Consider the following 26,706-nt stretch of genomic DNA (forward strand, 5'->3'; position numbering starts at 1 on the left):
ACGAACGATGGTTCAGCGCATCGTCATCGAGAACTGCGCGATCGCGACCGTGGACGCAGCCGACACCGAACACCCCGACGGGTATGTGGTCGTCGCGGACAACCGCATCGAGTCGCTCGGCCCGGGCCAGGCCCCCGAGGGCCTGCAGGACGTGGTCCGGCGCATCGACGCGAGCGGACACCTGGTCACCCCCGGCCTGGTCAACACCCACCACCACTTCTACCAGTGGATCACCCGGGGCCTGGCCACCGACCACAACCTCTTCGACTGGCTCGTCGCGCTCTACCCGACCTGGGCGCGCATCGACGAGCCGATGGTCCGCGCGGCCGCCCAGGGCTCCCTCGCGATGATGGCCCGCGGCGGCGTCACCACCGCCATGGACCACCACTACGTCTTCCCCAAGGGCTCCGGCGACCTGTCCGGCGCGATCATCGGCGCCGCCCGTGACATGGGCGTCCGCTTCACCCTCGCCCGCGGTTCCATGGACCGCAGCGAGAAGGACGGCGGCCTGCCTCCGGACTTCGCCGTCGAGACCCTGGACGGCGCGCTCGCCGCCACCGAGGAGACCGTCAGGCAGCACCACGACGCCTCCTTCGACGCGATGACCCAGATCGCCGTCGCCCCGTGTTCGCCCTTCTCCGTCTCCACCGAACTGCTGCGCCAGGGGGCCGAGTTGGCCCGTCGGCTCGGTGTGCGCCTGCACACCCACGGCTCGGAGACGGTCGAGGAGGAGCAGTTCTGCAAGGAACTGTTCGGCATGGGCCCGACCGACTACTTCGAGTCCACCGGCTGGCTCGGCGAGGACGTGTGGATGGCGCACTGCGTCCACATGAACGACTCCGACATCGCCGCCTTCGCGCGGACGAGGACGGGGGTCGCCCACTGTCCGTCGTCCAACGCCCGGCTGGCCGCCGGCATCGCCCGCGTCCCCGACATGCTCGCCGCCGGCGTCCCCGTCGGCCTCGGCGTCGACGGCACCGCCTCCAACGAGTCCGGCGAACTGCACACCGAGCTGCGCAACGCGCTTCTGGTCAACCGCCTCGGGGCGCACCGCGAGGCCGCCCTGAACGCCCGTCAGGCGCTGCGCCTGGGCACCTACGGCGGCGCCCAGGTCCTCGGCCGCGCCCGCGAGATCGGCTCCCTGGAGCCCGGCAAGCTCGCCGACCTGGTGCTGTGGAAGCTGGACACCCTCGCCCACGCCTCCATCGCCGACCCGGTCACCGCGCTGGTCTTCGGCGCGGCGGCCCCGGTCACCGCCTCCTTCGTGAACGGCCGTCAGATCGTGGAGAACGGCCGCCTGTTGCACGCCGACGAGGACGCGATCGCCCGCTCCACGCGCGAGGAGGCGCGGCGACTGGCGCGGATCGCCGCGCAGGGCTGAGCGGAGTGCGGCGCAGGGCCGACCCGTGCAGGGCCGACCCGTTGAAGACTCCGGCCGAGGGGGACGGCCCTCGGCCGGGAGCCGTGGACCCGGTGGGCTCACGGCGGCTGTGACCGGGGCGCGCGGGGACGCGCGCCCCGGAACGGTCACCGCCCGCCCCCGGGACCTATGGGGATCTACGGGCCGATGGGGATCTACGGGCCGATGGGGACCTACGGGCCGATGGGGACCTACGGGTTGATGGGGATCTACAGGTCGAACAGGGCCGGATCCGACGCCAGTTCCCTGAAGCAGTCCCGCGGATTCGCCACCAACCGCCGCTTCTCCAGGTCCAGCAGACCGCCGACCGACGTGAGTTCGGCGGCGACCGTGCCGTCCGCCTTGCTGATGGTCTGCTGGATCCGGAACGTCTTGCCGTCGCCCCACTCGAAGGAGCACGTCACGTCGATCTCGTCCCCGGCGAGCAGTTCGCGCCGGTAGCGGATGGTCGTCTCCAGACCGACCGGGCCCACACCCCTGTCCCGCAGTCCGGACTGGGTGATGCCCGCCGCCTGCAACCACGACCAGCGGGCGTGCTCCGCGTAGTTGATGTACACGCTCTGGTTGACGTGACCCTGTACGTCGGTCTCGTACCCGCGGACGGTGATCCGGACGGAGAACGGCTCGCTCACTGCTTCCCCCACTGCTTCCTCTTCTTCTCGCCTGCTCGTCTTCATGCCCGCTGGTCTTCCCGCCTGTTCATCGACGGGCATCTTGGCACGTCCGTCAGACCCGGCGGGGGGACGCCAGCAGATAGCGCGCCCTCGTCCGGGGCTCGGTGTGCTCGCCGGCCTGCCAGCCCGCCTTCTCCAGGGTCGCCGCGCAGGCCCGCAGCGTCGCGTCGTCCGGTCCGTGCACGGCGACCGCCTCGGGCTGCGGGGTCGCGCGCACCCGGTAGCCGTCGGCGCCGTCCGGACCGGCGGGGCGGTGGCCGGCCGCCTCCAGGGCGAGGGCGGCGGCCCGCACCAGATGCGCGCGCTCCCAGCCGCAGGGCCGGTCCGTACTGCCGTCCGGGTTGGTCATCCGGCGCAGCTCCAGCAGCCCCTGCCAGGCGCTGTGCACCTCACGCACCCGGGAGGGGCCGTCGTCGGCCTTCTCCTCGCCCCCGACCCGCGCGGCGAACACACCGGTGTCCGCGCTCGCCTTCGGGGACCCAGGGGCCGCCTCGGACGCGACGGGATCAGCTTCCCGTACCCGATCCGGCACTTGATCCGGTATCCGATCCCGTACTCGATGCCCGGCCGGGGTCAGAAAGCAGTCGTGCGGCGGGCGTGGGTGGCGGAAGGCGAGCCCCCGCTTCACCAGGGCCGCGAGCTGCGTCTCCGTACCCCGCAGCCGCCCGGTGACGGGATCGGCGGCGTCGATCACCCGCAGCTGCGCGGCGCTCGGCGGTGCTGTCACGACGTACCCCCTCCCGTGGCCGTGCCGTCTCCTCGCAGTTCTCGAAGGCTACGACGAAGGCTACGACGGGGGACTGACATTCCAGCCGGCGATCACCGGCCGCCCGTGCTCGGTGCCCAGCCGGCCCAGCGTCCCCGTCGCCAGCTGGAACAGCGCCCCCGCCGACGGGGGCAGTCCGAGCCGCCGTGCGGTGAGCACCCGCAGGAAGTGTCCGTGCGCCACCAGCACGACCGCGTCCTCGGTGTCGGCGAGCGCCGCGTCCGCCTCGGCCAGCACCCGGTCGGCGCGCTCCCCGACCTGCTCCGGCGTCTCCCCGGGGTGGTCCGGCGGTCCGGGCGCGACCCCGTCCGTGAACAGGAACCAGCCGGGCCGGGTGCGCTGGATGTCGACCGTGGTCACGCCCTCGTACCCGCCGTAGTCCCACTCCCGCAGGTCGGGGTCGATGCGGACGTCGTGCAGCCCGATCAGCTCGGCCGTCTCGCGCGCCCGCCTCAGCGGGCTGACGAACGCGGCCGCGATCCGGAGCGGGCGGATCAACGGCGCCAGCCGCCGCGCCTCGTCCCGGCCGTGCTCGGTGAGCGGGACGTCCGTCGATCCGGTGTGCCGCCCGGAACGGGACCATTCGGTCTCACCGTGCCGGACGAGGAAGAGATCACCCATGGGCACAGGCTAGGAGCAGCTACTGCCGATAGCCGCTCAAGAACCGCCCGATCCGCCCGATCGCCGCCTCCAGGTCGTCCGCGTGCGGGAGGGTGAGGATGCGGAAGTGGTCGGGGGTGGGCCAGTTGAAGCCGGTGCCCTGGACGACCTGGATCTTCTCCCTCAGCAGCAGGTCCAGGACGAACTTCTCGTCGTCGTGGATCTTGTGCACCTTGGGGTCCAGACGCGGGAACGCGTACAGCGAGCCCTTCGGCTTCACGCACGACACGCCGGGGATCTCGTTGAGCTTCTCCCAGGCCACGGTGCGCTGCTCGTGCAGGCGTCCGCCCGGGGCGGTGAGGTCGTAGATGGACTGGCGGCCGCCGAGCGCGGCCTGGATGGCGTACTGGGCGGGCGCGTTGGCGCACAGCCGCATGGAGGCCAGCATGGTCAGGCCCTCCAGGTAGTTCTTCGCGTGCTGCTTCGGGCCGGTGACCACCAGCCAGCCCGAGCGGAAGCCAGCCACCCGGTATGTCTTCGACAGGCCGCAGAAGGTCAGGACCACCAGGTCGGGGGCGAGCGCGGCGACCGAGTGGTGCACGGCGTCGTCGTACAGGATCTGGTCGTAGATCTCGTCGGCGAAGACCATCAGGCCGTGCCGGCGGGCGAGGTCGAGGATGCCCTCGAGGATCTCCTTGGGGTAGACCGCGCCGGTGGGGTTGTTCGGATTGATGATCACCACCGCTTTCGTGCGGTCCGTGATCTTCGACGCCATGTCGTCCAGGTCCGGGTACCAGTCGGCCTGCTCGTCGCAGAGATAGTGGACCGCCTTGCCGCCCGCGAGGGTCGTGACGGCCGTCCAGAGCGGGAAGTCGGGGGCCGGGATCAGGACCTCGTCGCCGTCCTCGACCAGGGCCTGTACGGCCATCGAGATCAGCTCGGAGATGCCGTTGCCGAGGAATACGTCGTCGACGCCGACCTCCAGGCCCAGCGTCTGGTAGCGCCCCGCGACGGCCCGGCGGGCGGAGAGGACACCGCGCGAGTCCGTGTAGCCGTGCGCCTGCGGGAGCATCCGGATCATGTCCTGGAGGATCTCCTCCGGCGCCTCGAAACCGAAGAGCGCGGGGTTGCCGGTGTTCAGCCGCAGGACGCTGTGGCCCGCCGCCTCCAGTGCGTCGGCGTGCTCGATCACCGGGCCGCGGATCTCGTAACAGACCTCGCTGAGCTTGTTGGACTGCCGGAACTCCATGCGCGCTCGCCCTCCGGTTCGTTGTGTTGCTTGGTTTTACCAAGTTCGAGCTTGGAAAGTCCAACGACATGTCTAGACTGCGTCACATGTCACCTCGCCGAAGCTACGACCAGTACTGTTCCGCCGCCCGCGCGCTCGACGTCGTCGGCGACCGCTGGACCCTGCTGATCGTCCGGGAGCTGCTCGCCGGCCCGCGCCGTTACACGGACCTGCACGCCGACCTGCCGGGCGTGAGCACGGACGTGCTCGCCGGGCGGCTGAAGGACATGGAACGCGACGGGCTCACCACCCGCCGCCGACTGCCCCCGCCGGGCGCGGCCTACGTCTACGAACTCACCGGACGCGGACGGGAGTTGCTGCCGGTGATCCAGGCGCTGGGGGAGTGGGGGCAAGCCGAGCTCGGCGAGCGGCGGCCCACCGACGCCCTGCGCGCACACTGGTTCGCCCTGCCCGTGCTGCGCGCGCTGGACGGCGAGGGGCTGGTCGAAGTCCGGCTGGAGGAAGGCGACTTCCATGTGTACGTCGGTGCGGCGGACGGCCCCCTGTACGGCGACGGGCCCGCTCCCCGGGAGCCCGACGCGCGGCTCGTCCTGGACGCCGGGACCGGCACGGCCGTGGCGCAGGGGAAGTTGAGCGTGCCGGACGCGGTGCGCGCCGGGCGGATCGACGTCAGCGGCGACGGGACGCTCGCGAAGGCGCTGCGGGAGGCGTGAGGGCAAGGCGAAGGCCCACCGCGGTGTCGTGGTGGGCCTTCTGACGGAGCATCAATGCGGGACGGCGGCCTTGGGTCGTCAGGCGCCCGGGGGGACCTGACGGGGACGGCCCGACCCTCGGGTCAGCGTGTAACCGCCGATGCCGGCGAGCGCGGCCAGCGCCGCGCCCAGCCCGGTCCACACCCAGCGGTCGGACCACCAGCCGGACGCCCAGCCGTCGTCCGGCTCGATGCTCGACAGCACGGCCGAGGCCGACGAATCGTCCTCCTCCGCCTCGGACTTGACCGCGATCCCGGGGACCAGCGGCTTCGCCAGCGAGCCGTCCACGGCCGCGGCCCCGCCGATGTCCTTGGAGTCCGCCCGCAGTTCGGCCTCGACCGGGAGGCCCAGGTCGGACGCCTTCAGGTCGACGGCCGTCAGCCGGACGTAGTACGTGCCCGGCAGCGGGTCGTTCGCCCACGGCTCCGACCAGGCGCGGACCGTGCGCAGCACACAGGCCAGCTCGACCGAGGCCGTGCCCTGGGCGGCGGTGCGCGTCTGGGCGCCGTACTGGCAGGCCTGACGGCGGCGCAGACCGTCGTACACGTCGAGCTGCCAGGTCTGCGTGACATGCTCGTCCGGGAGCTTCACCGTCGCCTTGACGGTGGGGCGTTGGCCGGTGTCGGCCGGGAACGACCAGTACAGATAGTCGCCCGTGGAGCCGCTCGCGGTGGCCGTCTGTCCCTGCTCGACCTCCGTCGCCGTACGGAACGACGTGCCCGCCTCGGTGGGCGCGGAACCGTCGTCCGACGGACTGGCGGAGGGGGTGGAGTCGGCCGCGGCCGGCGCGACCGCGAGGCCGAGCGCCAGCCCGAGCCCCAGCAGGGCTCCGCCCATGACGTTCAACACGCGTGTGATCCGCATCAGTTGGTCCTCCAGACCGCGACACGCCAGCGGGACACCCAGCCCCAGATCAGACCCGCGAGGAAGCCGACCAGCACCAGCACGCCGAGCAGCCACCACCCGCGGCCGAGGCCGAACGACGCCACGTCGCTCGCCTGCGACGGACTGTCCACCACGTCCACGGTCAGCTCCAGCGGCATGCCCGGAGTGGTCTTCACCCCGGAGGCCGCTGAGAAGGAGTTCGTCACCTGGAGGCACACCGTCTCGGCGGGCGCCTCGTCCTCGTCGCTCTCCGCCTTCGGGTAGCGCAGCCCGGTGGAGACCACGTCGGTGCGGCCGTTGCCCGCGGCCTCGCCGCGCACGATCTCCCGGCCGTGCACCGTGACCGCCCGCAGCAGCACCCCGTAGTCGGGGTTCATGGCCCGGTCCGCCGACACGCTCACCGAGGCGCGCAGCTCCTTGCCCGGGTCGAGGTCCACGCGGTACCAGCGCTCCTGGCCGAACTCCTCGCGGTCGGTGTACAGACCCGACTTGAGAGTGGGCGCCTTCGCGCAGGAGGCCGCGCCCTCGGTGGCGACCGGGGTGACCACCGGGTCGGCGGCGCGGTCCACCAACTGGTTGACCTTGTCGGTGAGTTCGTCGGTGTGCTCCACCGAGGTGTACGTTCCGCCGGTCGCCTCGGCGATGCAGCTGAGCTGCTGACGCATCTTGGTGTTGGGCACCAGGCCGAGGGTGTCGATGGTCAGACCGATGCCCTTGGCCGCGATCTCCCGGGCCACCTCGCACGGGTCGAGCGGAGCGCAGGTGTCCTCGCCGTCGCTGATCAGCACGATCCGCTTGGAGCCGGTGCCGCCGTCGAGGTCGTCGGCCGCCTTCAGCAGGGCGGGACCGATCGGCGTCCAGCCGGTCGGGGACAGGGTCGCCACCGCCGTCTTGGCCTCGGTCCGGTCCAGCGGGCCGACCGGGTAGAGCTGCGCGGTGTCCTTGCAGCCCGTCTTCTGGTCGTCGCCCGGGTAGTTGGCGCCCAGGGTGCGAATGCCGAGCTGGACCTCCTCCGGGGTCGCGTCCAGCACCTCGTTGAACGCCTGCTTGGCCGCGGCCATCCGCGTCCCGCCGTCGATGTCCTTCGTCCGCATGGAACCGCTGACGTCGAGGACCAGGTCGACCTTGGGCGCGAGGGCGGTGGTCTCGTCGGCTACCGCCCCGGCCGGGAACGCGAACCCGGCCGTGAGCGCGGCGAGCAGGGCGCAGACGCCCGCCGCCAGCCGTTGTGTTCTGATCATCGGCGGATCCTATTGATCAGAGGCGTCCCGCCACAAAACGGCGGCACGCGACGCACGCCCCCGAAGCAGCGCCTCACCCTCCGTCAGCCGGTGCTTCACCCCTCCGTCAGCGGGTTCGGCAGCCCCGCCCACTGGTCCCCGGCCACCCCCGGCGACAGCCGCATCAGCGTCAACGCCTTGACGGGCAACGGGCTTTCGCACAGCGCCACCAGGTCCGGCGTGCGCGGCAGCTCCCGTACGGCCGCCTCCAGCGCCGCCCGCAGCGCCTCACGGCTGCCCGCCGTGCCCGCCAGCGCGCCCGCCACCAGCGAGCCGAACAGCTTGCGCCGCAGCGCCGTCACGTCGTCGGTGAGGATGCGGTCGGGCAGGTCCGGGGGGAGCGGGACGCCGTGCCGGGCCAGTCGCGCCGGGCTGACCCGGATGTCGGCCAGGTCGCGGTAGACCAGCCGCAGCGGCGCGCCCGACGCCGACAGCACGACCAACAGGTTCTGGCCGTGCGCCTCCAACGCCACACCCAGCTCCAGCAGCCGCAGCCCGACCGTCAACGTGAGCCGTGCGAACTCCGCCAACCAGGCCGGGGAGCGGGCGAGTTCGGTGCCGGCGAGGGCGGCCACCGGGACCACGTGCTCGCCCGGCGCCCCGTACACCCGCGGCGACTCGCGCAGTACGGCGGCCAGATCGGGGGAGTCGGCGGTGGCCGCGCCCAGAGTGCGGGTCATGTGCAGCAGACCGTCCGTGCGCGTCGCCAGCGACTCCGCGAACGAGGACAGGGCCGCGGAGGCGACGATGGACGCGACCGAGATGTCCCGCACCGAGGACGTCAGCCGGGTGCTCAACGCGGTCTTGACGTGCGGGCCGTCGGGCAGCGCCAGCGTGCGCAACGACATCAGCGGATGCGCCGTGAGCACCTCCTCGCCCGAGTGGTCGAGCTCGCCCGACCGCTTGAGCACATGCGCCGCCTGCCAGGGATGCACCGGGATCGCCAACCGCCCCCCGTCCCGCAGGGCGTCCGGCCACTCGCCCGACACCAGGCACTCCTCGGCCGGCACGGCCAGCAGCGCCAGCCGCACCGACGGCCGGTGCTCCGGCCCGTACGCCAGCTGCTCGGCCACCGAGAAGCCGGGCCGGGAACGGCAGTTGGGGTGATAGGGATGCCCGTCGACGACCCGCTGCTCCCACTCCCAGTCGGTCCGGGGCCACGCTCCCGTCGGCGGGCCCGGATCCGGGAGAGCGGACTGCGCCTCCTGCCCGGCCCGCGACAGGGCCAACGAGGCCGTGCTGTGGTCCAGCTCGACCGCGAAGTCCGCGCCGTGCGGCACCGCCAGCTCCGTCATCAGCCGCGCGGGCTCGGTGTACGCCACGCCGTCCAGCCGTACCTCCGTCACATAGTCGGAGGTCGCGTACGGGTCGGCGTGCGGGCCGTGCAGCCGGCGACCGTCGGCGAGCCGCAGCAGGAGCCCCTCCCGGCTTCCCTCCCGATTCCCCGCCCGGTCTCCGTCCTGGCCTCCGGCCCGGCTCCGCTCGCTGCGCTCGATCCACGGCAGCGGCTCATGGGCGAGGGCCCGCCACAGCCGGGTCAGCACGGCGGCCCGGGCGCCGGGCAGCTCGGCCGTCCAGCGCGGCACGAGAGCCGGGCGCAGGGCGGCGAGTTCGGCGGCCACCTCGGCCTCGGCGGTGGGGGGACGGTGCACGGGAGGGCTCCTCTTGGTACGGGTACGGCGTCACGGAGGGGCCGCGACGACCGGGATACTGATCGTCTCCGCCCAGAAGAACCGTAGGGAACGAGTGGATCGCGTGGACCCCATCCTTCCGCCCGCCGAGGGCCCGGCCTCCGCCGAGGCCTACGCGGCCGCGCCGCTGCTCAACTGCCTGCTGCGGGAGCTGGCCGAACCGCTCCCCGAGGACGACGGCCCGCTCCCGCCGCGCGACGCCCGTCTCCGCTACCGCCTGTCCGCCAGCGGCCGGCTGCTGCGGGTGCGCGGCGCCCGTCGTCCCGTCGCGCCCGAGGTGTACGTCGGCGGAGCCTGGCGTCGCCTCGGGCACGGCGAGCTCGTCGAGCTGGTCGCCGAGGAACTGCGCCGGCACACCGGCCTGGACAACCGTGAACTGCCCGCCGAGATGATCGACAGCAGGGACGTGGTGGCCGCCCTGCTCGCCGCACGCGCGCGTGCGACCCCGCCCGCCGGTCTCCACCTGCGCTCCGAGCAGTCCCTGATCACCGGCCACCCCCACCACCCCGCCCCCAAGGCGCGCGGCGGCGGCCCGGCCGCCTCCTGGCTGCCGTACGCCCCCGAGGCGTACGCCCGTTTCCCGCTCGCCCTGCTCGGCGTGCGCGAGGACGCGGTCGTCGAGGAGGGCGACACCTCCGCGCTGGACGCCCTCGGCGAGGCCCCGCCCGGCTACCGGCTGCTGCCCGCCCACCCCTGGCAGCTCGACCTCACCGCCCGCGCCCTCGCGCCCGCCTTCGCCGACGGCCGGCTGCTGCGGCTCGGCACGACGGCGTTCGAGGTCTGGCCCACGGCCGCCGTGCGCACGCTGTACGCGCCCGAGCGGGACCTGTGCGTCAAGGTCAGCCTCGACGTCCGCATCACCAACGACGTCCGCCGGCTGTGGCGGCACGACCTGCTCAGGCTCCGCCGGACCGACGCGGCCGTCGCCAAGGCCTTCGAGGCGATCGGCGGCCCCGCGGCCTGGCTGAGCGACCGCGGCTACCGCACCGCCTCCTTCGCCTTCGAGGAACTGGCCGTCCTGGTCCGCGACGGGCTGCACGACCACGTCCTGCCCGGCGCGACCCCGCTGCTCGCCGCCGGCCTGGCGGAGGGCTTCGACGGCAGCCCGCTCGCCGGCGCCTCGGACCCCGCGGCCTGGTGGCGGGCGTACCTCGGGGCGGTCGTCCCTCCGGCGCTGGCGGCCTTCGCCGACCACGGCGTCGTACTCGAAGCGCATGCGCAGAACACGCTGCTCGCCGTCGACGCGGACGGCATGCCCGTGCAGGCGCTGTTCCGGGACGCGGAGGGCGTCAAGCTGCTGGCGGACGTGGAGCGGGCCGCGGGGTGGGAGCGGCTGGTGTACTGCCTGGTCGTCAACCATCTCACCGAGGCCGCCGCGGCCCTGGCCGAGCGGCACCCCGGGTTCGACCCCTGGCCTGCCGTACGCGGCGAGTTCGCCCGGCATGACCTGCCCGAGGCGCACGCCCTGCTCACCGCGCCCACCCTGCCCGGCAAGACGAACCTGCTGCTGCGCTGGACGGGCGCGGACGGCGCCGACGCGCGCTATCTGCCGCTGCCCAACCCGCTGGCCCGTGCCTGATCCCGAGCGCTATGCGCCCGGGAAGTAGCGGGTGAAGGACGACGGGTCGACCGAGAGCAGGCCCTTGAACGGCAGGTTGAGCTGGTAGACGAGCAGCACGGTGAAGGTGATGAGCGCGGTGAGGCCCATGACCATGACTACGTGGGTGAAGCTGCGTCTGACGCCGAACATGAACATGAACGCCACGGTGAGCGCACCGCCGACGATCAGGCCGAACCACAGAGCCGGAGACAGGGTGTTGACGGCGTCGGCCTCCCGCCCGCGCCGCGCGTCGTCCAGCGTGCTGAGCTGCGCGAGCACTTCCTGCACGGTGGCGGCCTGACCGGGCGTCGCGCTGTCGGGGATGCGCGGGGCGTCGCGCACCCGGTGGAGCAGGGCCCAGCCCTGTGCGCCGAGCGGCTGCTGCGCGCCCATCGCCGGGAACTCGGCGCGCACGACGTGGTGGACGTACGCGGTCACCGTCGTCCGCACCCGGTCGGCGCTGTCGGCGGGCAGTCCGTCGGCCAGCAGATAGACCTGGTGGGCCGCGCTCGCCTCGGTCTGCACATGGCCTTCGGCGCTGGAGCGGGAGTCCCAGACCGACACCAGTGCCAGGCCCAGGACCAGGGCGTAGAGCACGCCGACCATCATCGAGATGTACTCCGCGACGTCCTCGCGCGGCTCGTCGTCCGCTCCGAGAGGCCAGTAGCGGTGCCGCAGGAGCACGCAGCCGGCGGCGAGCAGGGAGACGCCGAGGACGATGGCGATGACTTCGATCATCAGCTTCCGGGTTCCTGTCGGGAGGCGACCGTCATCCCCGGCGGGATCCGAGGACGACGGCCGCGAGGGCGGCGGGGAGCAGCAGGAGGAAGAACGCGGTGAGCAGCCCCAGGCCTGTGGGGCCTTGGGCCGGGCGGTAGAAGCGGCTCAGGATCGACGGGTGTCGTAGCTGCCCCTGCATCGGCGTCGACGGGGGTTGCGCCCGCTGCGACGGTGTCACGGGCCGGACGCCGACTCCGCCCGAGTTCACGCCCAGGCCCGTGCCCAGGCCCGTGCCCAGGCCCGTGCCAGGTACGGCGACCCTCGGCGGCTGCCCGGCGGGGGCGGCGGGGGGTTCGGCCGGGACCCCGGGCGGAAGGGCGGGAGCCGCGACGCCCGGTGGCTGCTCGGCCGGGGCGGCGGCGGCTTCGGCCGCGGCCTTGCTCAGGAGTCCGGGAGCCGCGATGGCCGGTGGCGGCAACGGCGGCGCCGCCGCTGCGGCCGGCGGCACGGGTGGCTGAGCACGAGGTGACCGGTCGGCGGCGGGCGGCGGTCCCGGCAGCGGAGCAGCGGACGTCCGTGGCGCGGGGGGCGGTCCCGCCGTCGGCGGAGGAGCGGAGGCCTGCGGCCTGGACGGCGGAGTGCGGGGTGGGGTGCGAGGTGGGGTCGGCGGACGGGAGGGCGGTCGCGGACGCACGGACGGCTTCGGGGGCGGCGGCGCGACCAGTCGGAAGCGTACGGAGGAACGCGCGTCGAGCCGGGGCGGCGAAACCGTGCCGCCCGCGCGGCCGAGCGTGCTTGTCCGGTCGCCGCCCTGGGCGGACCCCTCGCTCACGTACACGCCCGGACCACGACGCACCACCGCACGGCAGGGGCGGGAGCGCCCGGGACCCAGCCGGGGAATGACGGGGAGTCCGCCGCCGCAGTCGATGACCCCCGCGCTGATGAGCGGGTCGCGGAGCCGGACGTCGTACAGGAGCCGGTTGCCGCGGTTCGTCACGCGGTATCGGACGGTCGCCTCTCGGCCGGTGACCGACACCGTCTCCGAGAGCGCCAGGGCGCCACCGATGCCCTGGTACCCGGATCGCGCCGAGGCCTTCGAGTCGGCGTGCAGATAGGGGATGCGGCCGGAGGCCCGGACCTCGCCGGTCCAGGCGCCGGGACGCGCCGTCGTCTCGGCGGTGCAGCGCGCGGAGCGGAGTCCGGGCAGCAGGGGCACCGCGGGACCGCCGGGGCAGCGGATCGCCACGCCGGGGAGGCCCGGATCGGTCACGCGTACGTCGTACAGGTCTGCTCCGCCCCGGTTGACCAGCCAGTACGTCTTGACCACGGGATCGCCCACCCGGATGCCGGGCCGCAGGGCGCCGAGCCCGGCGCGGGTGTTCACGGTCACTCGCAGAGTCAGCCCGTGCGTCCCGGCGCCGTCGGCGTGGGCGGCCGGCGGGGGAGCGAGCCACCCGAACGTGACGAGGAGGGACACCGCGAGCACCGGCGGCACGGTCCAACGGCAGCGCCCGACAGCCCTTAACGGTCCGATTGTCATACTCGTATCGTGATCAACGGCGCTCGACCGCCGGACCGGCCACGCCGCGCCCCGCTCATCATCGACCCGGATTCATCCGAATGCACATACAGGGATGCTTCGTACGGAAACATCGCTATGTGATGATCGTATGCAATGTCATCCTCGAGGAGGGGAAGAGCGGCGTTCCGGCGGGCGCTGGCAGCGGCGCTGCTGGGCGTCACCGTCTCGGCCTGCGGCGACGGTGGGCGCGCGCCGCACGCGGAGCCGCCCGGCGTCGGCCCCCGGGCCGTCCTCGCCGTGCCGGCCGGAAGCGGAGTGCGGAGCGGGGCAGGAGGCGCGGTGGCCGGGGCCGACCCCGAGCGGCCGCTGGAGGTCGCCGCCCGAGGACGGGACGTCACCCTCGCCGATGTGAGCGCCGTCGACAGCGCGGGACGCCGGCTCGCGGGCGAACTCAGCGCCGACGGCTCTCGCTGGCGCAGCGTCACCCCGCTGGCCGCGGGGACGCGCTACACCGTGGAGGTCGCGACCGAGCACCACGGCGGATCGCCCGGCCGCACCACACTCCACTACGAAACGGCCCCCGCCGAACGGGAGTTGAGGATCGCCTTCGGCCCCGGCGCGGGCCCGTACGGCGTCGGCCAGCCGATCACCGCGAGACTCGACGCGCCGGTGAAGGGCCGCAAGGCCCGTGCGCTCGTCGAGTCCGCTCTGCGGGTCGACTCGTCCCCGGCGGCGGAGGGCGCCTGGCACTGGGTGGACGCCACGACCCTGCACTACCGACCCAGGACGTACTGGCCCGCCCGCGCCACGATCCACGTCCACAGCGAACTGCGGGGCATCAGACTCGTCGGCCGGCTGTACGGCGGCGCGGCCGAGCCGTTGACCCTCACGACCGGCGACCGGGTCGAGGCCGTCGTCGACGCGGCGGCGCGAACGATGACGGTCAGGCGGGGCGATACGACCGTGCGCACCATCCCCGTCACCACGGGCAAGCCCGGCTTCGCCACCCGCAACGGCTTCAAGGTCGTCCTGGGCCGCGAACGCGTCGTCCGCATGCGCAGCGCCAGCATCGGCATCCCCGCGAGCAGCGGCGAGTCCTACGACCATCCGGTGCACTACGCCGTCCGTCTGACCCTCAGCGGCGAGTACGCCCACGCCGCGCCCTGGTCGCAGGGCTCGCTCGGCCGCTCCGACGTCAGCCACGGCTGCGTCGGCATGAGCACCGCCGACGCGGCCTGGTTCTACCGGGCCGTGCGCGCGGGAGACGTCGTCAGGGTCGCCGGAAGCCGCGGGAAGCCGATGCCCGCCTTCGGCAACGGATTCGGGGACTGGAACCTGTCGTGGGAGCAGTGGCGCCAGGGCAGTGCGCTGCCCGCCGCCGGACCGCGCCCCGACTCCAGGCGCCCGGGTTCCGCCGCGAGGCTGCGCCCGCGGATCTGACCGGGGCCGCCGGTCAACTCGGCCGCCGTACAGCCTGCTTGGCGTCGATCCGGCGTCGGTCCGGCCAGCGCACGTCGTAGGCCCAGCCGAGTTGTTCGCACCAGCGGATGAGGCGGGCGCTGGCGTCGAGTTGGCCGCGCAGGACTCCGTGCCGGGCGCTGGTGGGGTCGGCGTGGTGGAGGTTGTGCCAGGACTCGCCGAGGGAGAGCGGGGCGAGCCACCACACGTTCCCGGACCTGTCCCGGGACCGGAACGGGCGCGAACCGGCCGCGTGGCAGATCGAGTTGATGGACCAGGTGACGTGGTGGACCAGGCTGATCCGGACCAGGGACGCCCAGAAGAACGCCGTGAGCGCCCCCTGCCAGGACCAGGTGAGCAGCGCGCCCGACAGGGCCGGGAGGACGAGCGAGGCCAGGGCGAGGACGCCGAAGCGACGGGAGATCAGCATCAGGGCACGGTCCTGGACCAGGTCGGGGGCGTACCGGCGTGGAGAGGCGTGCTCGGTCTCGAAGAGCCACCCGACATGGGCGTGGACCATGCCCTTGGCCAGCGCTCGTACGGAGTGTCCGTAACGCCAGGGCGAGTGCGGGTCGCCGTCCTGGTCGGAGTAGCGGTGGTGTTTACGGTGGTCGGCGACCCAGGTGATCAGCGGCCCCTGCACGGCGAGGCTGCCCGCCAGGGCGAGCGCGATCCGCAGCGGGCGTTTCGCCTTGAACGAGCCGTGGGTGAAGTGACGGTGGAAGCCGGCCGTGATGCCGAGCCCGCTCACCAGGTAGAACACGACGGCGAGGACGAGGTCGACCATGCTCAGACCACGTCCCCAGGCCACCGGAACCGCCACCAGCAGAGCGAGGAACGGCACGGCGATGAAGACGCCGATGGTGAACTGCTCGCCGGACGGCCAGGAGAGAGAGGAGACGGAGGAGACGGAGGAGGCGGAGGAGACGGAGGAGGCGGAGGAGACGGAGGCGGAGGCGGCGGCGGGATGCTCGGGTGCGGAGGACTCGGAGGACGCGGTCATGGTTCCTTCTCGCAAGGCTCGTGGCGGGGGCTCGGCGGGCCGGTGCGTCACTCGGCGGCGGTGAGGGCGAGCACCGCGTTCTGGCCGCCGAAGCCGAAGGAGTTGCTGATCGCCGCCCGCAGGGGATGCGGCCGCGGGACCTTGGCGACGACGTCGAGGTCCAGTTGCGGGTCGGGCGTGTCCAGGTTGGCGGTGGGCGGGATGAGCTGATGCTCCAGGGACAGCACCGTGCAGGCGGCCTCGATGGCCCCGGCGCCGCCGATGGCGTGTCCGATCGTGCCCTTGAGCGCGGTGACCGGCGGTGGACGGCGGAACACCTGGCGCAGCGCGTGGCACTCGGCGGCGTCCCCGCGTGGCGTGGCCGTGCCGTGGGCGTTGACGTGGTCCACGTCCTCGGGGGAGAGGCCGGCGTCGGCGAGAGCGCTGCGGATCGCCAGGGCGGCGCCGTCGCCGTGCGGGTGGGGCGCCGTGAAGTGGTAGGCGTCGCAGCTCGCCCCGAAGCCCGCGACGTACGCCCGTGGTCGTGCGGCCCGGGCCCGGGCGTCCTCGGGGCGTTCCAGGACGAGGACGGCGGCGCCCTCGCCGAGGACGAAGCCGTCGCGGTCGCGGTCGAAGGGGCGGGAGGCGATTTGCGGCGCGTCGCCGCGGCAGGAGAGCGCCCGCATCTGGGCGAAGCAGGCGGCCGTCATCCGCAGCCGGGCCGACTCGCTGCCGCCCGCGAGTACGACGTCGCAGGCCCCGGAGAGCAGCCAGTCCCGGGCCAGACCGATGGCGCTGGTCCCGGAGGCGCAGGCCGTGGAGACCACCATGTTGGGGCCCGTCGCGCCGAGGTCGATGGCGATCTCGGCCGCGGCCATGTTGGGCACGCTGCGGGACAGCGCCAGGGGCGAGATCCGGGTGGGCTCGCGGTCCGCGAGCCGGTCGAACTCGGCCTGCCAGCTCTGCATCGAACCGGTGCCGACCCCCATCACCACGCCCACGCGCGGGCCCGCCGACGCGTCGGCCGCGAGCCCGGCGTCCGCCACGGCCTCCCGGGCGGCGAGCAGCGCGAGCGCGGCGAACCGGTCGAGCCGACGGCCGCGTCGGTGTCCCAGGTGCTGTCGGGCGTCGAAGTCGGGGACGCGGCAGGAGAACGCGACGGGCAGCCCGTCGAGATCGGGATCGGCGGCTGCGGTGGAACACCCCGCGCACAGGCCCTCCCAGGTGGCCTTCACTCCGATCCCCGCCGGTGTGATCAGCCCCAGGCCGGTGACGGCCACGGGTCCCCGCCTCATCGGTACGCCTTTGACGCCTTTGCTGGATGCATGAAGAGTGATTATTCATATCAGACAATGACTATCCGGTCAGTACGCGGCCGAGCCCGGCCTCAGCAACTCGTTCGGCGCACACCGGGACCGGCAGGACGGAGGCGGCGAGCGCGGAGAGCACCTGCTGTCCGGCCCTAACCCGGCAGGCCCGTGGGCAGTCGCTTGGCGGCGAGGCGGCGCTCGTCGGGCCAGCGCACGTCGTGGACCCAGCCGAGCCTCTCGAACAGCGCGATCAACCGTGCCGTGGGGTCGGGCTGGCCCTTGAGCGCGCCGTGGCGTGCGCTGTTGGGGTCGGCGTGGTGCAGGTTGTGCCAGCCCTCGCCGAAGGTCAGCGCCGCCACCCACCGCACGTCCCGCGACTGGTCCCGCGACGTGTAGTGCCGGGGACCGAAGGCGTGCGCCACGGAGTTGACCGACCAGGTGACGTGATGGACCACCGCGTACCGCACGAGGCTCGCCCAGAAGAAGGCCGTGGCCGCCGCCCGCCAGTCCTGCGTCCAGGCCAGGGAGAGCGCCGGCGGCAGCAGCAGGGAGAAGGCCGCGACGGCCGGGTACCAGCGGTCCAGACGGCGTACGTCGGGGTCGGCCAGCAGGTCGGGGACGTACCGCGGGTAGTTGGAGCGCACCGGGGAGGAGGAGAACCAGCCGACCTGCGCGTGCCACAGCCCCTTGGCCAGCGCGCGCCGGCTCGTGCCGTACTTCCACGGGGAGTGCGGGTCGCCGTCGCGGTCGGAGTACTGGTGGTGCCGCCGGTGTTCGGCCACCCACATCGTGACGGGGCCCTCCATCGCCAGCCCGCCGGCGATGCCGAGGGCGATCCGCAGCGGGCGCCTGGCCTTGAAGGACAGATGGGTGAAGTGGCGGTGGTATCCGGCGGAGATTCCCATGATGGAGATCGCGTACATGCCGATGGCGAGCACCATGTCGCGGCCGTGGACGCCCCAGCCCCACGCGAAGGGGACCGCCGCCGCGAGGACGACGAGGGGCAGCACGACGAGCATCGCGAGATAGCCCGTGCGCAGCGGAAGGCTGACGGGAACGGTGTCGGGGAGCGGCCGGCGGAGGTCCGGTACGGAGGGAGAAGAGGCCATGACGATCACTGTGCAGGAGCGGGAGCCTTTCGGCAGTGCGGTGGTACCCGCCTGGGTGACCCCGGCGTGCGCGGGCCCGTCGAGCGGCCGAGGATGGGAATTCCGAGTTACGGGCCAGGTCGAAGCGACGCCCGGCCGGGGAAGGGACCATCTGCATGGCCGAGCACACCGACACGGACGGGTCGCCGCCTACAGACGGACCTACACACGGGGCTGAAGACAGGCCTACACACGGGGCTGCACACGGGCCTGCAGACAGGCCTGCACACAGGCACGCGCACAGGCCGACCGTCGGCCCTTCGGCCGTTCCGGCCAAGGACCTGCTGCGGCAGTGCGCACGCGACGTGGTCGCGGTCGCCGAAGGCATCCGCGAGGTGTCCGCGCGCACCACCGCCGTACTGCTCGACGGGGAGTTCCGCGCCGCCGCCCGCAGACGTCCGCGCACCGGACTGCCGGCCCAGTGGGCCACCCTGCGCGTCCTCACGGGCCGGCAGGGCCTCGGCTGCGCCATCACCGCGGACCGCGGAGTGGGGCGCCGGCTGGGACAGGGCGGCGAGATCCTGGGCCGGGAGAGCCTGGCCGCACTGGTCGCCGTGACCTCGCTGCGCCTGCGGATCGGCGCGGTTGTGCTCGACCATCCCGAACTCGCCCGGCACCCGGGCATGCGCCGGCTCATGGACGCGGTGACGGCCGACCGCGACCTGGCGTCGCTGCGCGCGCTGCGGGCCCTGTTCAAGGACCAGGGCGCTCAGCAGGCGCTCTCCGCGCTCGCACCGGTCATGGCCGAACTCCTCGCGATCCGGGCTCTGTTGGACGAGGACCCGATGAACGACGAGACCGGCTGGGCCCTGGCGACGGGCCGGATGCTCAGCGCCGATCCGATCAAGGGCATCAACACGTCGTACGTGTGCGAACTCGACCGGGGCGAGGGCGCGGCCGACCCCGTCGAACTGACCGAGCACGAGCTGCAACGCCTGTCCGGCCAGGGCTCGTTCCTGGGGTTCCTACGCAACATCGACCTGTTGTCCACCGACGGCCGGGTCCTCCTCCAGGACGTCCGCGGCCCCGACGGCGTCGTCCGCCACGTCCTGCACGCCCCCGGCATGGCGCCGGGCCGCCCCCGCAACGACTCCCCACAGGACTTCGTGGGCGCATGGCGCAACCTGTTCATGACCGACTCCCCGTACACCCGGGCGATCCTGCTGGCCGTCGCGCACTACGGCATCCCGCGCGGCGCGGACGTCGCCCTGATCGGGCACAGCGAAGGCGGCATCGCCGTCATGAACCTCGCCCAGAGCGAGGAGTTCTCCCGCGCCTACCGGGTCACCCACGCCGTCGCGGTCGGCTCTCCGGTGGACAACAAGAAGCCCGCCGACCCCCGCACCTGGGCCGCCACCATCACCAACCAGCACGACATCGTGCCCGTCCTCGACGGCAGAGGGGCCGGCACGGCCTTCGACCCCCACCCGGACTGGTACGAGGTCGACTACACCGGCCCCACCCACGAATTCCCCCTCAGCCACATGCTGGGCACGTACATCGAGGACCTCGAGAAGGTGATCCCCGACGCGGCCCGGCACGTCGACGAGGCGCTCGCGCCCTACCGGGGCGAGGTGCTGCGCACCCAGTGCTACCAGCTCAGGGACCGGGCCAACCCACCGCAGGGCTACCCCTTCCTGACCGTGCCCACCGCCCCCGTGACGACGTCCGCCGGTCCGGTCGACACCCCGGTGCGCTACTACGACTCCACCGCCGCGCACGCCTTCTTCACCGTCGACGCGGACGCGGCGAGAAGCCTGCTCCCCGACGTCACCTGGATGGTCCCGGCCCGCCTCGGACGCCGGGCGCTCGCGGTGCTGTCCGGCTACGAGCACCGGTGCACCACCATCGGCCCGTACAGCGAGATCAGCCTGTCGCTGATCGTCAACGACCTGTGGCGGCCCAAGCCGTACGACCTCGCCCTCGACCTGATGCGGCGCACGGACCTGCGGCGCACCGGGCGTTACGTCGTCGGGCTGACGGTCTCCACCGAGGAGGCCCGTGCGGCGGCCGAGGAGATCTGGGGCCAGCGGGCGTCCGTGTCGCCCGTCGACGTCGATCTGCTGGGCCGTGACATCGGCGTCGGCGCCCAGGAGCCCGGTATCCGTCTGACGGGCGAGCTCGGCCCCGGCACCCGCTGCCCCGACGCGGACTGGGCGCTCTACGGCCGCAGGGGCGAACGGACGCTGCGGATCCAGGTCCGCAGTCACGGCCGACCGCGGATCCACCCGGCGCCGCGCGTCCGGTTGGAGGTGGGCACGCGTGCCCACCCGTTGGCGGAGCAGCTGCGCCGGCTCGGCCTGGACTCCGCCAGGCCGCGGTCCGTGCTGACCAGCCACGCCTTCATGTCCCACCGAAGCGCCGGCGCGGAACTGAGGTGAGACACATGGCGACCGAGACCGTCCCCTGCGGACTCCCCGCACTCGTCGACACGTTGCGCGGCGACGCCGCCAGGATGGAGGAGTACGCGCAGACCCTGCGCGCCACCGCCGCGACCCTCGGCGACCTGGACGAGGCGCCGGGCTGGAGCGGCCCCGTCCTGCAGCAGCAGGCGGCGGCCTGTCTCGTCGCCGCGGAGCAACTGCGCACCGCGGCCCTGGCGTTGGAAGCCCACGCCCGCGCCGCACGATCCCGCACGACGTCCGGCTGGTTCGTCCGGCTGGTTCGTCGGGCTAGTCCGTCCGGCCGGCAGGGGCGGTGAGCGAGACGACGTAACGTCCGTCGTCCTCCGGCAGGTTGCGGTGCAGCAGCTCTGAGAAGCCGCGGGTCTCCCGGACGATCCGCATCCCCTCGGGCGAGAAGGTGGCCGGGGTGAACAGCCGGGGGGCCAGCAACGGGTTGTTGAGCGCCTCGGAGAAGGCGTCGACCGAGATGACCCGTTCGAGGAGCCGGCCGAAGATGGCGCCCGGACCGGGTTCCTCGGCGAACAGGCCGACGAACAGCTCGACGCCGTCGACGTGTCGATAGACGTCCCGCAGCCCCTCGACGACCTGCGGGTCGCCGGAGATCTGCCGCCAGTCGGTGACCCGGGGGAAGCCGTAGTACGCGCGGTAGTCGTTGTACGAGGCCAGGTCGAGCTCCCGGCCCACGGCGATGCTCCTGGCCTCGATGGGCAGCAGCAGCGGATCGGTGTTGAACAGGCCTGATCTGCCCGCGGGTTGGAGCGACAGGTCCTGCACGAGCGGGCCCAGCCCCCGGTCCGGCAGGAGCTGCCCGTTGGCGACGGTCCCGGCCAGCGGCACGTCGTGTCCGCCGATCGCGTACGTGGACGGAATCAGACTGTGCCACCGGTAGACCAGGCTGAACTCGATGGTCGCCCAGTTCTCCCGGTGCCAGACCCCTTTGTCGGTACGGACCGGATCGAGGACGAAGCGGAAGTGGTACGGCGTGATGTGGTTGATGTACTCCTCCAGCATCACCCGGATCATCATCACCACCAGGGTGTTGCGGGTGGTCTGGAAGACCCGCTCGTCGTCCCAGTCCGGGTGCGCGGCGGCGAGGACGCCTGCCACCCGGTTGTGCTCGCGCAGGAAGAGGACGTTCATCACCATCGGCCCGATGTGCGCGTGCACCCGGTCGCCGCCGCAGGCGAAGAGAGTGTCGCGGAGGTGAGCGGGCACTTCGTCGAACCGGACCGGCTTCAGCGCGCCGAACTCCCGCTTGATCTGCCCGCCTTCGCACAGCGCGGGCGGGAACTCGCCCCCGTCGACCGTACGGCTCTTCAGCCGGCCGCCTTCGAAGGTGCGCAGACACGCGGTGGCCGCCTCGCTGTCGCCGTACAGCTGGGACAGGTCGAGGGTGTGCGGGGAGTCGGTCCTGCGCGGGTCTCCGGTGGCCCCGTGACCGCGCAGGAAACCGTCGGTGAACCACTGCGCGAACGCGGGCAGCAGCGCGCTGGAGCGCTCGCAGGGACGGGTGGGGCCGCTGCGCCGGAACAGCTCGGCAACCGTTTCCACGGGCGGCCGTCCAGGCTGTGGGCCGGCGTGCGGGGGCAGGTGCCGTCCGACGTACGAGCGGTCGGTCAGCGACGACCAGGAGGTGTACGGGCTCTTGGTGCTCAGCGGGTTGGGGCGGGGCGGGGCCTTGAGGACGGCCAGGTCGGTGAGGGCGGAGTTCACCCTGCGGTGCAGCGAGCGCCGACTGTGCACCGCGCGCCACATCGGACCGTAGTGGGTCAGCAGATGCGTCTCGAAACGGTTGCGCAAGCCGTCTCTGGACGCGTCCCGACCGGTGGTCCGGGCCTCGGGACGCGCTTCGGATCGCGAGGCCTGCGAGGGTCGCGAGGAGATGGTGGTCATGGGCCCTCCGGTCCGGCCGTCACCGTGTAGTGCTGGGGGTACGGGGTGCCGGCGTGGTCCATCGACTGTTCGGCGCCGGGCGGCGGCCGGACGCCGGGGCGCAGCAGCACCCGCCGTACCAGCTCCGGCACGATGACGGACGCCGCGTACCTGCCCAGACAGTCGTGGGCGCCGTACCCGAGGACGAGGTTGTGGGACGGCGGGCGGCCCGTGCGGAACTCGGTGGGGGACTCGACCACGTCCTCGTCGAACATCGCCGAGGACAGCCAGGCCACGACGGGGGTCCCGGAGGGAATCGCCGTCCGCCGGGGCGTTCCGGCCGCGAGGACGTGGTCGCGTACGCACAGCCGGGGCGTGGCCGGCACGAAGGGGTGGAAGCGCAGGGCCTCCCAGACGTACGCGTCGAAGCGCGCGGGGTCGGGTTCGGCCGCCGCCCGCTCGGCCTCGGCGAGCACCTCGGGACGGACCGCCAGCTCCTTGATCGCGGTGGCCACGCACTGGGTGGCGTTCTGCTGGTACCCGGTGAGATAGCCGACCAGGTTGGCGTTGATCCGCTCGTCGTCGAAACCGAACTCGGCGGGCAGGCGGGTGCGCAGCATCCGGCCGAGCACGTCGTCGGGGCTCTCGGAGGAGGCACGGCGGTCGGCGATGAGGGCGGCCACCCGGTCGTGCAGTTCCTTGCCCGCGGCCGTTCCCGCCGTGTGGACGTCCGGATCCCCGCCCGGGTTGACCGCGAACGCCCACTGCATCCGGCGCGTGCAGCTGTGCAGCGTCTCCTCCGGGATGCCGGTGAAGCCCAGGTACTCGACGGCGACCCGGGCGGCCGCCGGCCAGGCGTAGTCCTGGATCAGGTCGAACGTGGCGCTCCCCCGCTCCGCGGCGCCCGCCAGGGCGGCGTCCAGGACGCCGTCGGCGAGCGAGACGGTCAGGGCCCGCACCCGGGGCGCGTCCTCGGGCGCCAGGACCAGCTGCCCGTATCCGCGCTCACGCCAGTGCACGTCCGCGCCGTCGCGGGAGAGGACGAACGGGGCGCCCAGCACCTCTTCGAGGGCGGGCCCGAAGACGCCGACCGTGAAGACCTCCGGGGTGGACAGCACCTCCAGGACGTCCGGATGCCGGGTGACGAACACACCGAGGGGCGTGGCGAACACGGGCCGTACCGCACGAAGTTCCCGCAGCAGTCCGGCCCGGTCCATGGCCGTCTTCCGGCGGAGCAGGGCGACCCGCTGCGCCGCGTCCGCCTCGGGAACCGCGTCGTACGCGGTGAGGAAGTCCATGGTGCATCATTTTCGGGCGCATCGGGATCAATCGCACGTCAGTGACGCATCCGGGTGTTCCCGCCCCTCCGGTCGCCCATGACGTCGGCGGTCACCCTTGGTTACTATGCTCGGGAAATGCTGAGAGAAGTCGCCGCAACCCGTTACCTCTCGCCTCTGCGGTCCGGCGGTTCCGTCCCCGCCGTCGTCGAGGCCGACGACCTGGGCACGTACGTCGTGAAGTTCACCGGTTCCGCGCAGGGCCGCAAGGCGCTGGTCGCCGAGGTGATCGTCGGCGAGCTGGCGCGCGCCCTCGGGCTGCGCTTCCCCGAGCTGGTGCTGGTGCGCTTCGACCCGGCGATCGCCGACGCGGAGCCCCACCAGGAGGTGCGGGAGCTGCACGGCGCGAGCGCGGGACTCAACCTCGGCATGGACTATCTGCCGGGCGCGCGGGACTTCACCCCGGAGATCGCCGAGCGCTGCACGGTCGACCCGCTGGAGGCGGGCAAGGTCGTCTGGCTGGACGCCCTCACCGTGAACGTCGACCGCACGGTCCACAGCTCCAACCTGATGGTCTGGCCGACCCTCGGCGTCGCGCCCCCGCGCCTGTGGCTCATCGACCACGGCGCCGCCCTCGTCTTCCACCACCGCTGGGCCGCCTCCGACCCCACGAAGGCCTACGACTTCCGCCACCACGCCCTCGGCCGCTACACGCCGGACACCCGGGCCGCCGACGCCGAGCTCGCTCCCCGGGTGACCGAGGAACTGCTGCGCGCGATCGCCGCGGAGGTGCCGGACGCCTGGCTGGCCGGCGAGGCGGGCTTCACCGCGCCCGACGAGGTGCGGGACGCCTACGTCGCGTACCTGTACGCGCGCGTGCGGGCGTCCGAGGCCTGGCTGCCCACCGACTTCCCCGGCCGGGAGGAGCTCGCCGCCGAGGAGGCCCGCCGCGCGGCGAGGACACGCCAAGGCCGTCCGGACTGGCTCAAGCAGGTCCCCGACCTGCACGGCAAACCGGCGGCGCAACAGGATTGGTCGGTACACCTGGGATGACGGACGACGAGACGGACGACCGGCGCGCGGACACGGGCGTGCACCGTGTGGAGATCGAGTACTGCACCCAGTGCCGCTGGCTGCCGCGCGCCGCCTGGCTGGCCCAGGAGCTCCTGACCACCTTCGAGACCGAGCTGACGGAACTCTCCCTCAAGCCCGGCAAGGGTGGTGTCTTCGTGGTCCGGGTGAACGACGAGGTCGTCTGGAACCGCCGCGACCAGGGCTTCCCGGAGCCCACGGCGGTGAAGAAGCTCGTACGCGACCGAGTGGCCCCGGGAAAGTCCCTGGGCCACTCGGACCGGCCGGCGTGAGCGCGCTCAGCCCTTGAGCTGCTCGTACGCGGGCAGCGTGAGGAAGTCCGCGTAGTCCTCGTCGAGGGAGACCGTCAGCAGCAGGTCGTGCGCCTGCTGCCAGTGGCCGGCCGCGAAGGCCTCCTCGCCGATCTCCGCGCGGACGGCGGCCAGTTCCCCGGCGGCGACCTCGCGGGCCAGCTCCGGCGTGGCCTTCACCGTCTTCCCGTCGTGCTCGAACTCGACGCCCGCGTTGATCCACTGCCAGATCTGCGAACGCGAGATCTCGGCGGTGGCCGCGTCCTCCATGAGGTTGAAGATGGCGACGGCGCCGAGACCGCGCAGCCACGCCTCGATGTAACGGATGCCCACCTGAACGGCGTTGACGAGACCGTCGTACGTCGGACTGGCCTTCAGGGAGTCGACGGCGATCAGGTCGGCCGCCTTGACGTCGACGTCCTCGCGGAGGCGGTCCTTCTGGTTCGGCTTCTCGCCGAGGACCGCGTCGAAGGAGGCCATGGCGATCGGGACCAGGTCCGGGTGGGCCACCCACGAACCGTCGAAACCGTCGCTCGCCTCGCGGTCCTTGTCCGCCTTGACCTTCTCGAAGGCGACCTTGTTGACCTCCTCGTCGCGCCGGGACGGGATGAACGCCGCCATCCCGCCGATGGCGTGCGCACCGCGCTTGTGGCAGGTGCGGACGAGGAGTTCGGTGTACGCCCGCATGAACGGGGCGGTCATCGTCACGGCGTTGCGGTCCGGCAGGACGAACCTGGCCCCGCCGTCACGGAAGTTCTTGACGATGGAGAACAGATAGTCCCAGCGGCCGGCGTTCAACCCGGAGGCGTGGTCGCGGAGTTCGTAGAGGATCTCCTCCATCTCGTACGCGGCCGTGATCGTCTCGATGAGGACGGTCGCGCGGACGGTGCCCTGCGGGATGCCGAGGTGGTCCTGCGCGAAGACGAACACGTCGTTCCACAGCCGGGCTTCGAGGTGCGACTCCGTCTTCGGGAGGTAGAAGTACGGGCCCTTGCCCAGGTCGAGAAGGCGCTGGGCGTTGTGGAAGAAGTACAGGCCGAAGTCGACGAGGGCGCCGGGGACCGGGGCGCCGTGCTCGTCCACGAGGTGGCGCTCGTTCAGGTGCCAGCCGCGCGGCCGCATGACGACGGTGGCCAGCTCCGCGTCGGGGCGCAGGGCGTACGACTTGCCGGACCTCGGGTCGGTGAAGTCGATGTTCCTGGTGTAGGCGTCGGCCAGATTGACCTGACCGAGGACGACGTTCTCCCAGGTCGGGGCCGAGGCGTCCTCGAAGTCCGCCAGCCAGATCCTCGCGCCCGAGTTGAGGGCGTTGACCGTCATCTTGCGGTCGGTGGGGCCGGTGATCTCCACCCGCCGGTCGTTCAGCGCGTCCGGAGCCGGGGCGACCCGCCAGGAGTCGTCCGCGCGGATCGCGGCGGTCTCGGGGAGGAAGTCGAGCGTGGAGGTACGGGCGATCTCGGCGCGGCGCTGCGCGCGCCGGGCCAGGAGCTCGTCGCGGCGCGGGGTGAACCGCCGGTGCAGCTCGCCCACGAAGGCGAGGGCCGCCTCGGTGAGGACCTCCTCCTGCCGGGGCAGGGGCTCGGCGTCGACGATGGCCAGCGGGGACGGCGCTGGTGCGGACATGAGCTGTCACTTCCTTCGCATGCGGCACTTCTGTGAGTGGATACTAGTTTCCTCATCGTGGAAGTTCAATGGTTTGTTGACGTCAAGATT

At 72.7% G+C, this 26,706-nt stretch carries 23 protein-coding genes; 8 read left to right on the top strand and 15 right to left on the bottom strand.

The genetic code is table 11. The features are described from left to right. Positions 1-7: 7 nt before the first annotated feature. Positions 8-1,381 carry an 8-oxoguanine deaminase gene (locus OG562_RS33955; protein WP_266404851.1) on the top strand — a complete coding sequence of 458 codons (1,374 nt, stop codon included), beginning with the start codon at positions 8-10 and terminating at the stop codon, positions 1,379-1,381. 248 nt (positions 1,382-1,629) lie between these two features. Here the strand turns inward: OG562_RS33955 and OG562_RS33960 are convergent, their stop codons facing one another. The 4 genes from OG562_RS33960 to OG562_RS33975 form a co-directional block, all read right to left on the bottom strand. Continuing rightward, positions 1,630-2,052, bottom strand: coding sequence for a thioesterase family protein (locus OG562_RS33960; RefSeq protein ID WP_266409669.1), 423 nt, complete (start codon positions 2,050-2,052; stop codon positions 1,630-1,632). Positions 2,053-2,146: 94 nt separating this feature from the next. Beyond that, positions 2,147-2,821, bottom strand: coding sequence for a hypothetical protein (locus tag OG562_RS33965; RefSeq protein ID WP_266404854.1), 675 nt, complete (start codon positions 2,819-2,821; stop codon positions 2,147-2,149). 60 nt (positions 2,822-2,881) lie between these two features. Further along, a complete protein-coding gene (locus OG562_RS33970) occupies positions 2,882-3,481 on the bottom strand; it encodes a histidine phosphatase family protein (RefSeq protein ID WP_266404857.1) in 600 nt (199 codons plus the stop codon). A 19-nt stretch (positions 3,482-3,500) separates the two neighbouring features. Continuing rightward, entirely contained in the window at positions 3,501-4,709 is a 1,209-nt protein-coding gene (locus OG562_RS33975; protein WP_266404859.1) for a pyridoxal phosphate-dependent aminotransferase, read from the bottom strand. 86 nt (positions 4,710-4,795) lie between these two features. Here OG562_RS33975 and OG562_RS33980 point away from each other — a divergent pair, with 86 nt between their 5' ends. Then, a complete protein-coding gene (locus OG562_RS33980; RefSeq protein ID WP_266404860.1) occupies positions 4,796-5,422 on the top strand; it encodes a helix-turn-helix domain-containing protein in 627 nt (208 codons plus the stop codon). 78 nt (positions 5,423-5,500) lie between these two features. Here OG562_RS33980 and OG562_RS33985 read toward each other — a convergent pair whose 3' ends face one another. The 3 genes from OG562_RS33985 to OG562_RS33995 all read right to left on the bottom strand — a co-directional run bounded on the left by OG562_RS33985 (position 5,501) and on the right by OG562_RS33995 (position 9,278). Continuing rightward, on the bottom strand, positions 5,501-6,325 hold the full coding sequence (locus OG562_RS33985) for a hypothetical protein (RefSeq protein ID WP_266404863.1): 825 nt from the start codon (positions 6,323-6,325) through the stop codon (positions 5,501-5,503). After that, positions 6,325-7,587 carry a VWA domain-containing protein gene (locus tag OG562_RS33990; protein ID WP_266404866.1) on the bottom strand — a complete coding sequence of 421 codons (1,263 nt, stop codon included), beginning with the start codon at positions 7,585-7,587 and terminating at the stop codon, positions 6,325-6,327. Before OG562_RS33990 ends, OG562_RS33985 begins: the two co-directional genes overlap by 1 nt. Positions 7,588-7,682: 95 nt before the next feature. Next, on the bottom strand, positions 7,683-9,278 hold the full coding sequence (locus OG562_RS33995; RefSeq protein ID WP_266404867.1) for an IucA/IucC family protein: 1,596 nt from the start codon (positions 9,276-9,278) through the stop codon (positions 7,683-7,685). 94 nt (positions 9,279-9,372) lie between these two features. Between OG562_RS33995 and OG562_RS34000 the strand changes: the two genes are divergently transcribed. Beyond that, complete coding sequence (locus OG562_RS34000; protein WP_266404868.1) at positions 9,373-10,896, top strand: IucA/IucC family protein; 1,524 nt, start codon at positions 9,373-9,375, stop codon at positions 10,894-10,896. A 9-nt stretch (positions 10,897-10,905) separates the two neighbouring features. Here OG562_RS34000 and OG562_RS34005 read toward each other — a convergent pair whose 3' ends face one another. Both OG562_RS34005 and OG562_RS34010 read right to left on the bottom strand, forming a co-directional pair. Beyond that, positions 10,906-11,655, bottom strand: a complete 750-nt coding sequence (locus tag OG562_RS34005) for a DUF4239 domain-containing protein (protein WP_266404870.1) — start codon at positions 11,653-11,655, stop codon at positions 10,906-10,908. Between the two features lie 31 nt (positions 11,656-11,686). After that, positions 11,687-13,177 carry a hypothetical protein gene (locus tag OG562_RS34010; protein ID WP_266404873.1) on the bottom strand — a complete coding sequence of 497 codons (1,491 nt, stop codon included), beginning with the start codon at positions 13,175-13,177 and terminating at the stop codon, positions 11,687-11,689. A 135-nt stretch (positions 13,178-13,312) separates the two neighbouring features. On the opposite strand from OG562_RS34010, the gene OG562_RS34015 reads away from it, so the two are divergent. Beyond that, entirely contained in the window at positions 13,313-14,599 is a 1,287-nt protein-coding gene (locus OG562_RS34015) for an Ig-like domain-containing protein (RefSeq protein ID WP_266404875.1), read from the top strand. A gap of 13 nt (positions 14,600-14,612) precedes the next feature. On the opposite strand, the gene OG562_RS34020 is transcribed toward OG562_RS34015, so the two are convergent. From OG562_RS34020 to OG562_RS34030, 3 genes are all read right to left on the bottom strand, one after another. Beyond that, positions 14,613-15,620, bottom strand: a complete 1,008-nt coding sequence (locus OG562_RS34020) for an acyl-CoA desaturase (RefSeq protein ID WP_266404877.1) — start codon at positions 15,618-15,620, stop codon at positions 14,613-14,615. 47 nt (positions 15,621-15,667) lie between these two features. Then, positions 15,668-16,894: a beta-ketoacyl synthase gene (locus OG562_RS34025; RefSeq protein WP_266404880.1), complete on the bottom strand. Its 1,227-nt coding sequence runs from the start codon at positions 16,892-16,894 to the stop codon at positions 15,668-15,670. Between the two features lie 167 nt (positions 16,895-17,061). After that, entirely contained in the window at positions 17,062-18,018 is a 957-nt protein-coding gene (locus OG562_RS34030; protein WP_266404883.1) for an acyl-CoA desaturase, read from the bottom strand. Between the two features lie 344 nt (positions 18,019-18,362). On the opposite strand from OG562_RS34030, the gene OG562_RS34035 reads away from it, so the two are divergent. After that, complete coding sequence (locus OG562_RS34035; protein ID WP_266404886.1) at positions 18,363-20,438, top strand: acetoacetate decarboxylase family protein; 2,076 nt, start codon at positions 18,363-18,365, stop codon at positions 20,436-20,438. A 5-nt stretch (positions 20,439-20,443) separates the two neighbouring features. Further along, positions 20,444-20,758 (top strand): hypothetical protein, encoded by a 315-nt coding sequence (locus tag OG562_RS34040; RefSeq protein ID WP_266404888.1) that lies wholly within the window; start codon positions 20,444-20,446, stop codon positions 20,756-20,758. On the opposite strand, the gene OG562_RS34045 is transcribed toward OG562_RS34040, so the two are convergent. Continuing rightward, positions 20,730-22,262, bottom strand: coding sequence for a peroxidase family protein (locus OG562_RS34045; RefSeq protein ID WP_266404890.1), 1,533 nt, complete (start codon positions 22,260-22,262; stop codon positions 20,730-20,732). The genes OG562_RS34040 and OG562_RS34045 overlap by 29 nt on opposite strands. Before the next feature lie 89 nt (positions 22,263-22,351). Beyond that, a complete protein-coding gene (locus OG562_RS34050) occupies positions 22,352-23,632 on the bottom strand; it encodes a cytochrome P450 (RefSeq protein WP_266404892.1) in 1,281 nt (426 codons plus the stop codon). A 117-nt stretch (positions 23,633-23,749) separates the two neighbouring features. Here OG562_RS34050 and OG562_RS34055 point away from each other — a divergent pair, with 117 nt between their 5' ends. Both OG562_RS34055 and OG562_RS34060 read left to right on the top strand, forming a co-directional pair. Continuing rightward, entirely contained in the window at positions 23,750-24,664 is a 915-nt protein-coding gene (locus OG562_RS34055) for a HipA family kinase (protein ID WP_266404893.1), read from the top strand. Then, positions 24,661-24,975: a SelT/SelW/SelH family protein gene (locus tag OG562_RS34060; protein WP_266404896.1), complete on the top strand. Its 315-nt coding sequence runs from the start codon at positions 24,661-24,663 to the stop codon at positions 24,973-24,975. Before OG562_RS34055 ends, OG562_RS34060 begins: the two co-directional genes overlap by 4 nt. A 6-nt stretch (positions 24,976-24,981) precedes the next feature. Here the strand turns inward: OG562_RS34060 and aceB are convergent, their stop codons facing one another. Next, positions 24,982-26,616, bottom strand: a complete 1,635-nt coding sequence (aceB, locus tag OG562_RS34065; protein WP_266404898.1) for a malate synthase A — start codon at positions 26,614-26,616, stop codon at positions 24,982-24,984. Positions 26,617-26,706: the final 90 nt, after the last annotated feature.

Source organism: Streptomyces sp. NBC_01275 (assembly GCF_026340655.1).
In the GTDB taxonomy this organism is placed as follows: Bacteria; Actinomycetota; Actinomycetes; order Streptomycetales; family Streptomycetaceae; genus Streptomyces.

What these genes read in the sequence shown, in the direction of transcription:
- OG562_RS33955 (WP_266404851.1), top strand. Translation starts at nt 8, where the DNA reads ATGGTTCAGCGCATCGTCATCGAGAACTGCGCGATCGCGACCGTGGAC.
- OG562_RS33970 (WP_266404857.1), bottom strand. Translation starts at nt 3,481, where the DNA reads ATGGGTGATCTCTTCCTCGTCCGGCACGGTGAGACCGAATGGTCCCGT.
- OG562_RS33975 (WP_266404859.1), bottom strand. Translation starts at nt 4,709, where the DNA reads ATGGAGTTCCGGCAGTCCAACAAGCTCAGCGAGGTCTGTTACGAGATC.
- OG562_RS33980 (WP_266404860.1), top strand. Translation starts at nt 4,796, where the DNA reads ATGTCACCTCGCCGAAGCTACGACCAGTACTGTTCCGCCGCCCGCGCG.
- OG562_RS33985 (WP_266404863.1), bottom strand. Translation starts at nt 6,325, where the DNA reads ATGCGGATCACACGCGTGTTGAACGTCATGGGCGGAGCCCTGCTGGGG.
- OG562_RS33990 (WP_266404866.1), bottom strand. Translation starts at nt 7,587, where the DNA reads ATGATCAGAACACAACGGCTGGCGGCGGGCGTCTGCGCCCTGCTCGCC.
- OG562_RS34005 (WP_266404870.1), bottom strand. Translation starts at nt 11,655, where the DNA reads ATGATCGAAGTCATCGCCATCGTCCTCGGCGTCTCCCTGCTCGCCGCC.
- OG562_RS34010 (WP_266404873.1), bottom strand. Translation starts at nt 13,177, where the DNA reads ATGACAATCGGACCGTTAAGGGCTGTCGGGCGCTGCCGTTGGACCGTG.
- OG562_RS34015 (WP_266404875.1), top strand. Translation starts at nt 13,313, where the DNA reads ATGTCATCCTCGAGGAGGGGAAGAGCGGCGTTCCGGCGGGCGCTGGCA.
- OG562_RS34020 (WP_266404877.1), bottom strand. Translation starts at nt 15,620, where the DNA reads ATGACCGCGTCCTCCGAGTCCTCCGCACCCGAGCATCCCGCCGCCGCC.
- OG562_RS34025 (WP_266404880.1), bottom strand. Translation starts at nt 16,894, where the DNA reads ATGAGGCGGGGACCCGTGGCCGTCACCGGCCTGGGGCTGATCACACCG.
- OG562_RS34030 (WP_266404883.1), bottom strand. Translation starts at nt 18,018, where the DNA reads ATGGCCTCTTCTCCCTCCGTACCGGACCTCCGCCGGCCGCTCCCCGAC.
- OG562_RS34040 (WP_266404888.1), top strand. Translation starts at nt 20,444, where the DNA reads ATGGCGACCGAGACCGTCCCCTGCGGACTCCCCGCACTCGTCGACACG.
- OG562_RS34050 (WP_266404892.1), bottom strand. Translation starts at nt 23,632, where the DNA reads ATGGACTTCCTCACCGCGTACGACGCGGTTCCCGAGGCGGACGCGGCG.
- OG562_RS34055 (WP_266404893.1), top strand. Translation starts at nt 23,750, where the DNA reads ATGCTGAGAGAAGTCGCCGCAACCCGTTACCTCTCGCCTCTGCGGTCC.
- OG562_RS34060 (WP_266404896.1), top strand. Translation starts at nt 24,661, where the DNA reads ATGACGGACGACGAGACGGACGACCGGCGCGCGGACACGGGCGTGCAC.
- aceB (WP_266404898.1), bottom strand. Translation starts at nt 26,616, where the DNA reads ATGTCCGCACCAGCGCCGTCCCCGCTGGCCATCGTCGACGCCGAGCCC.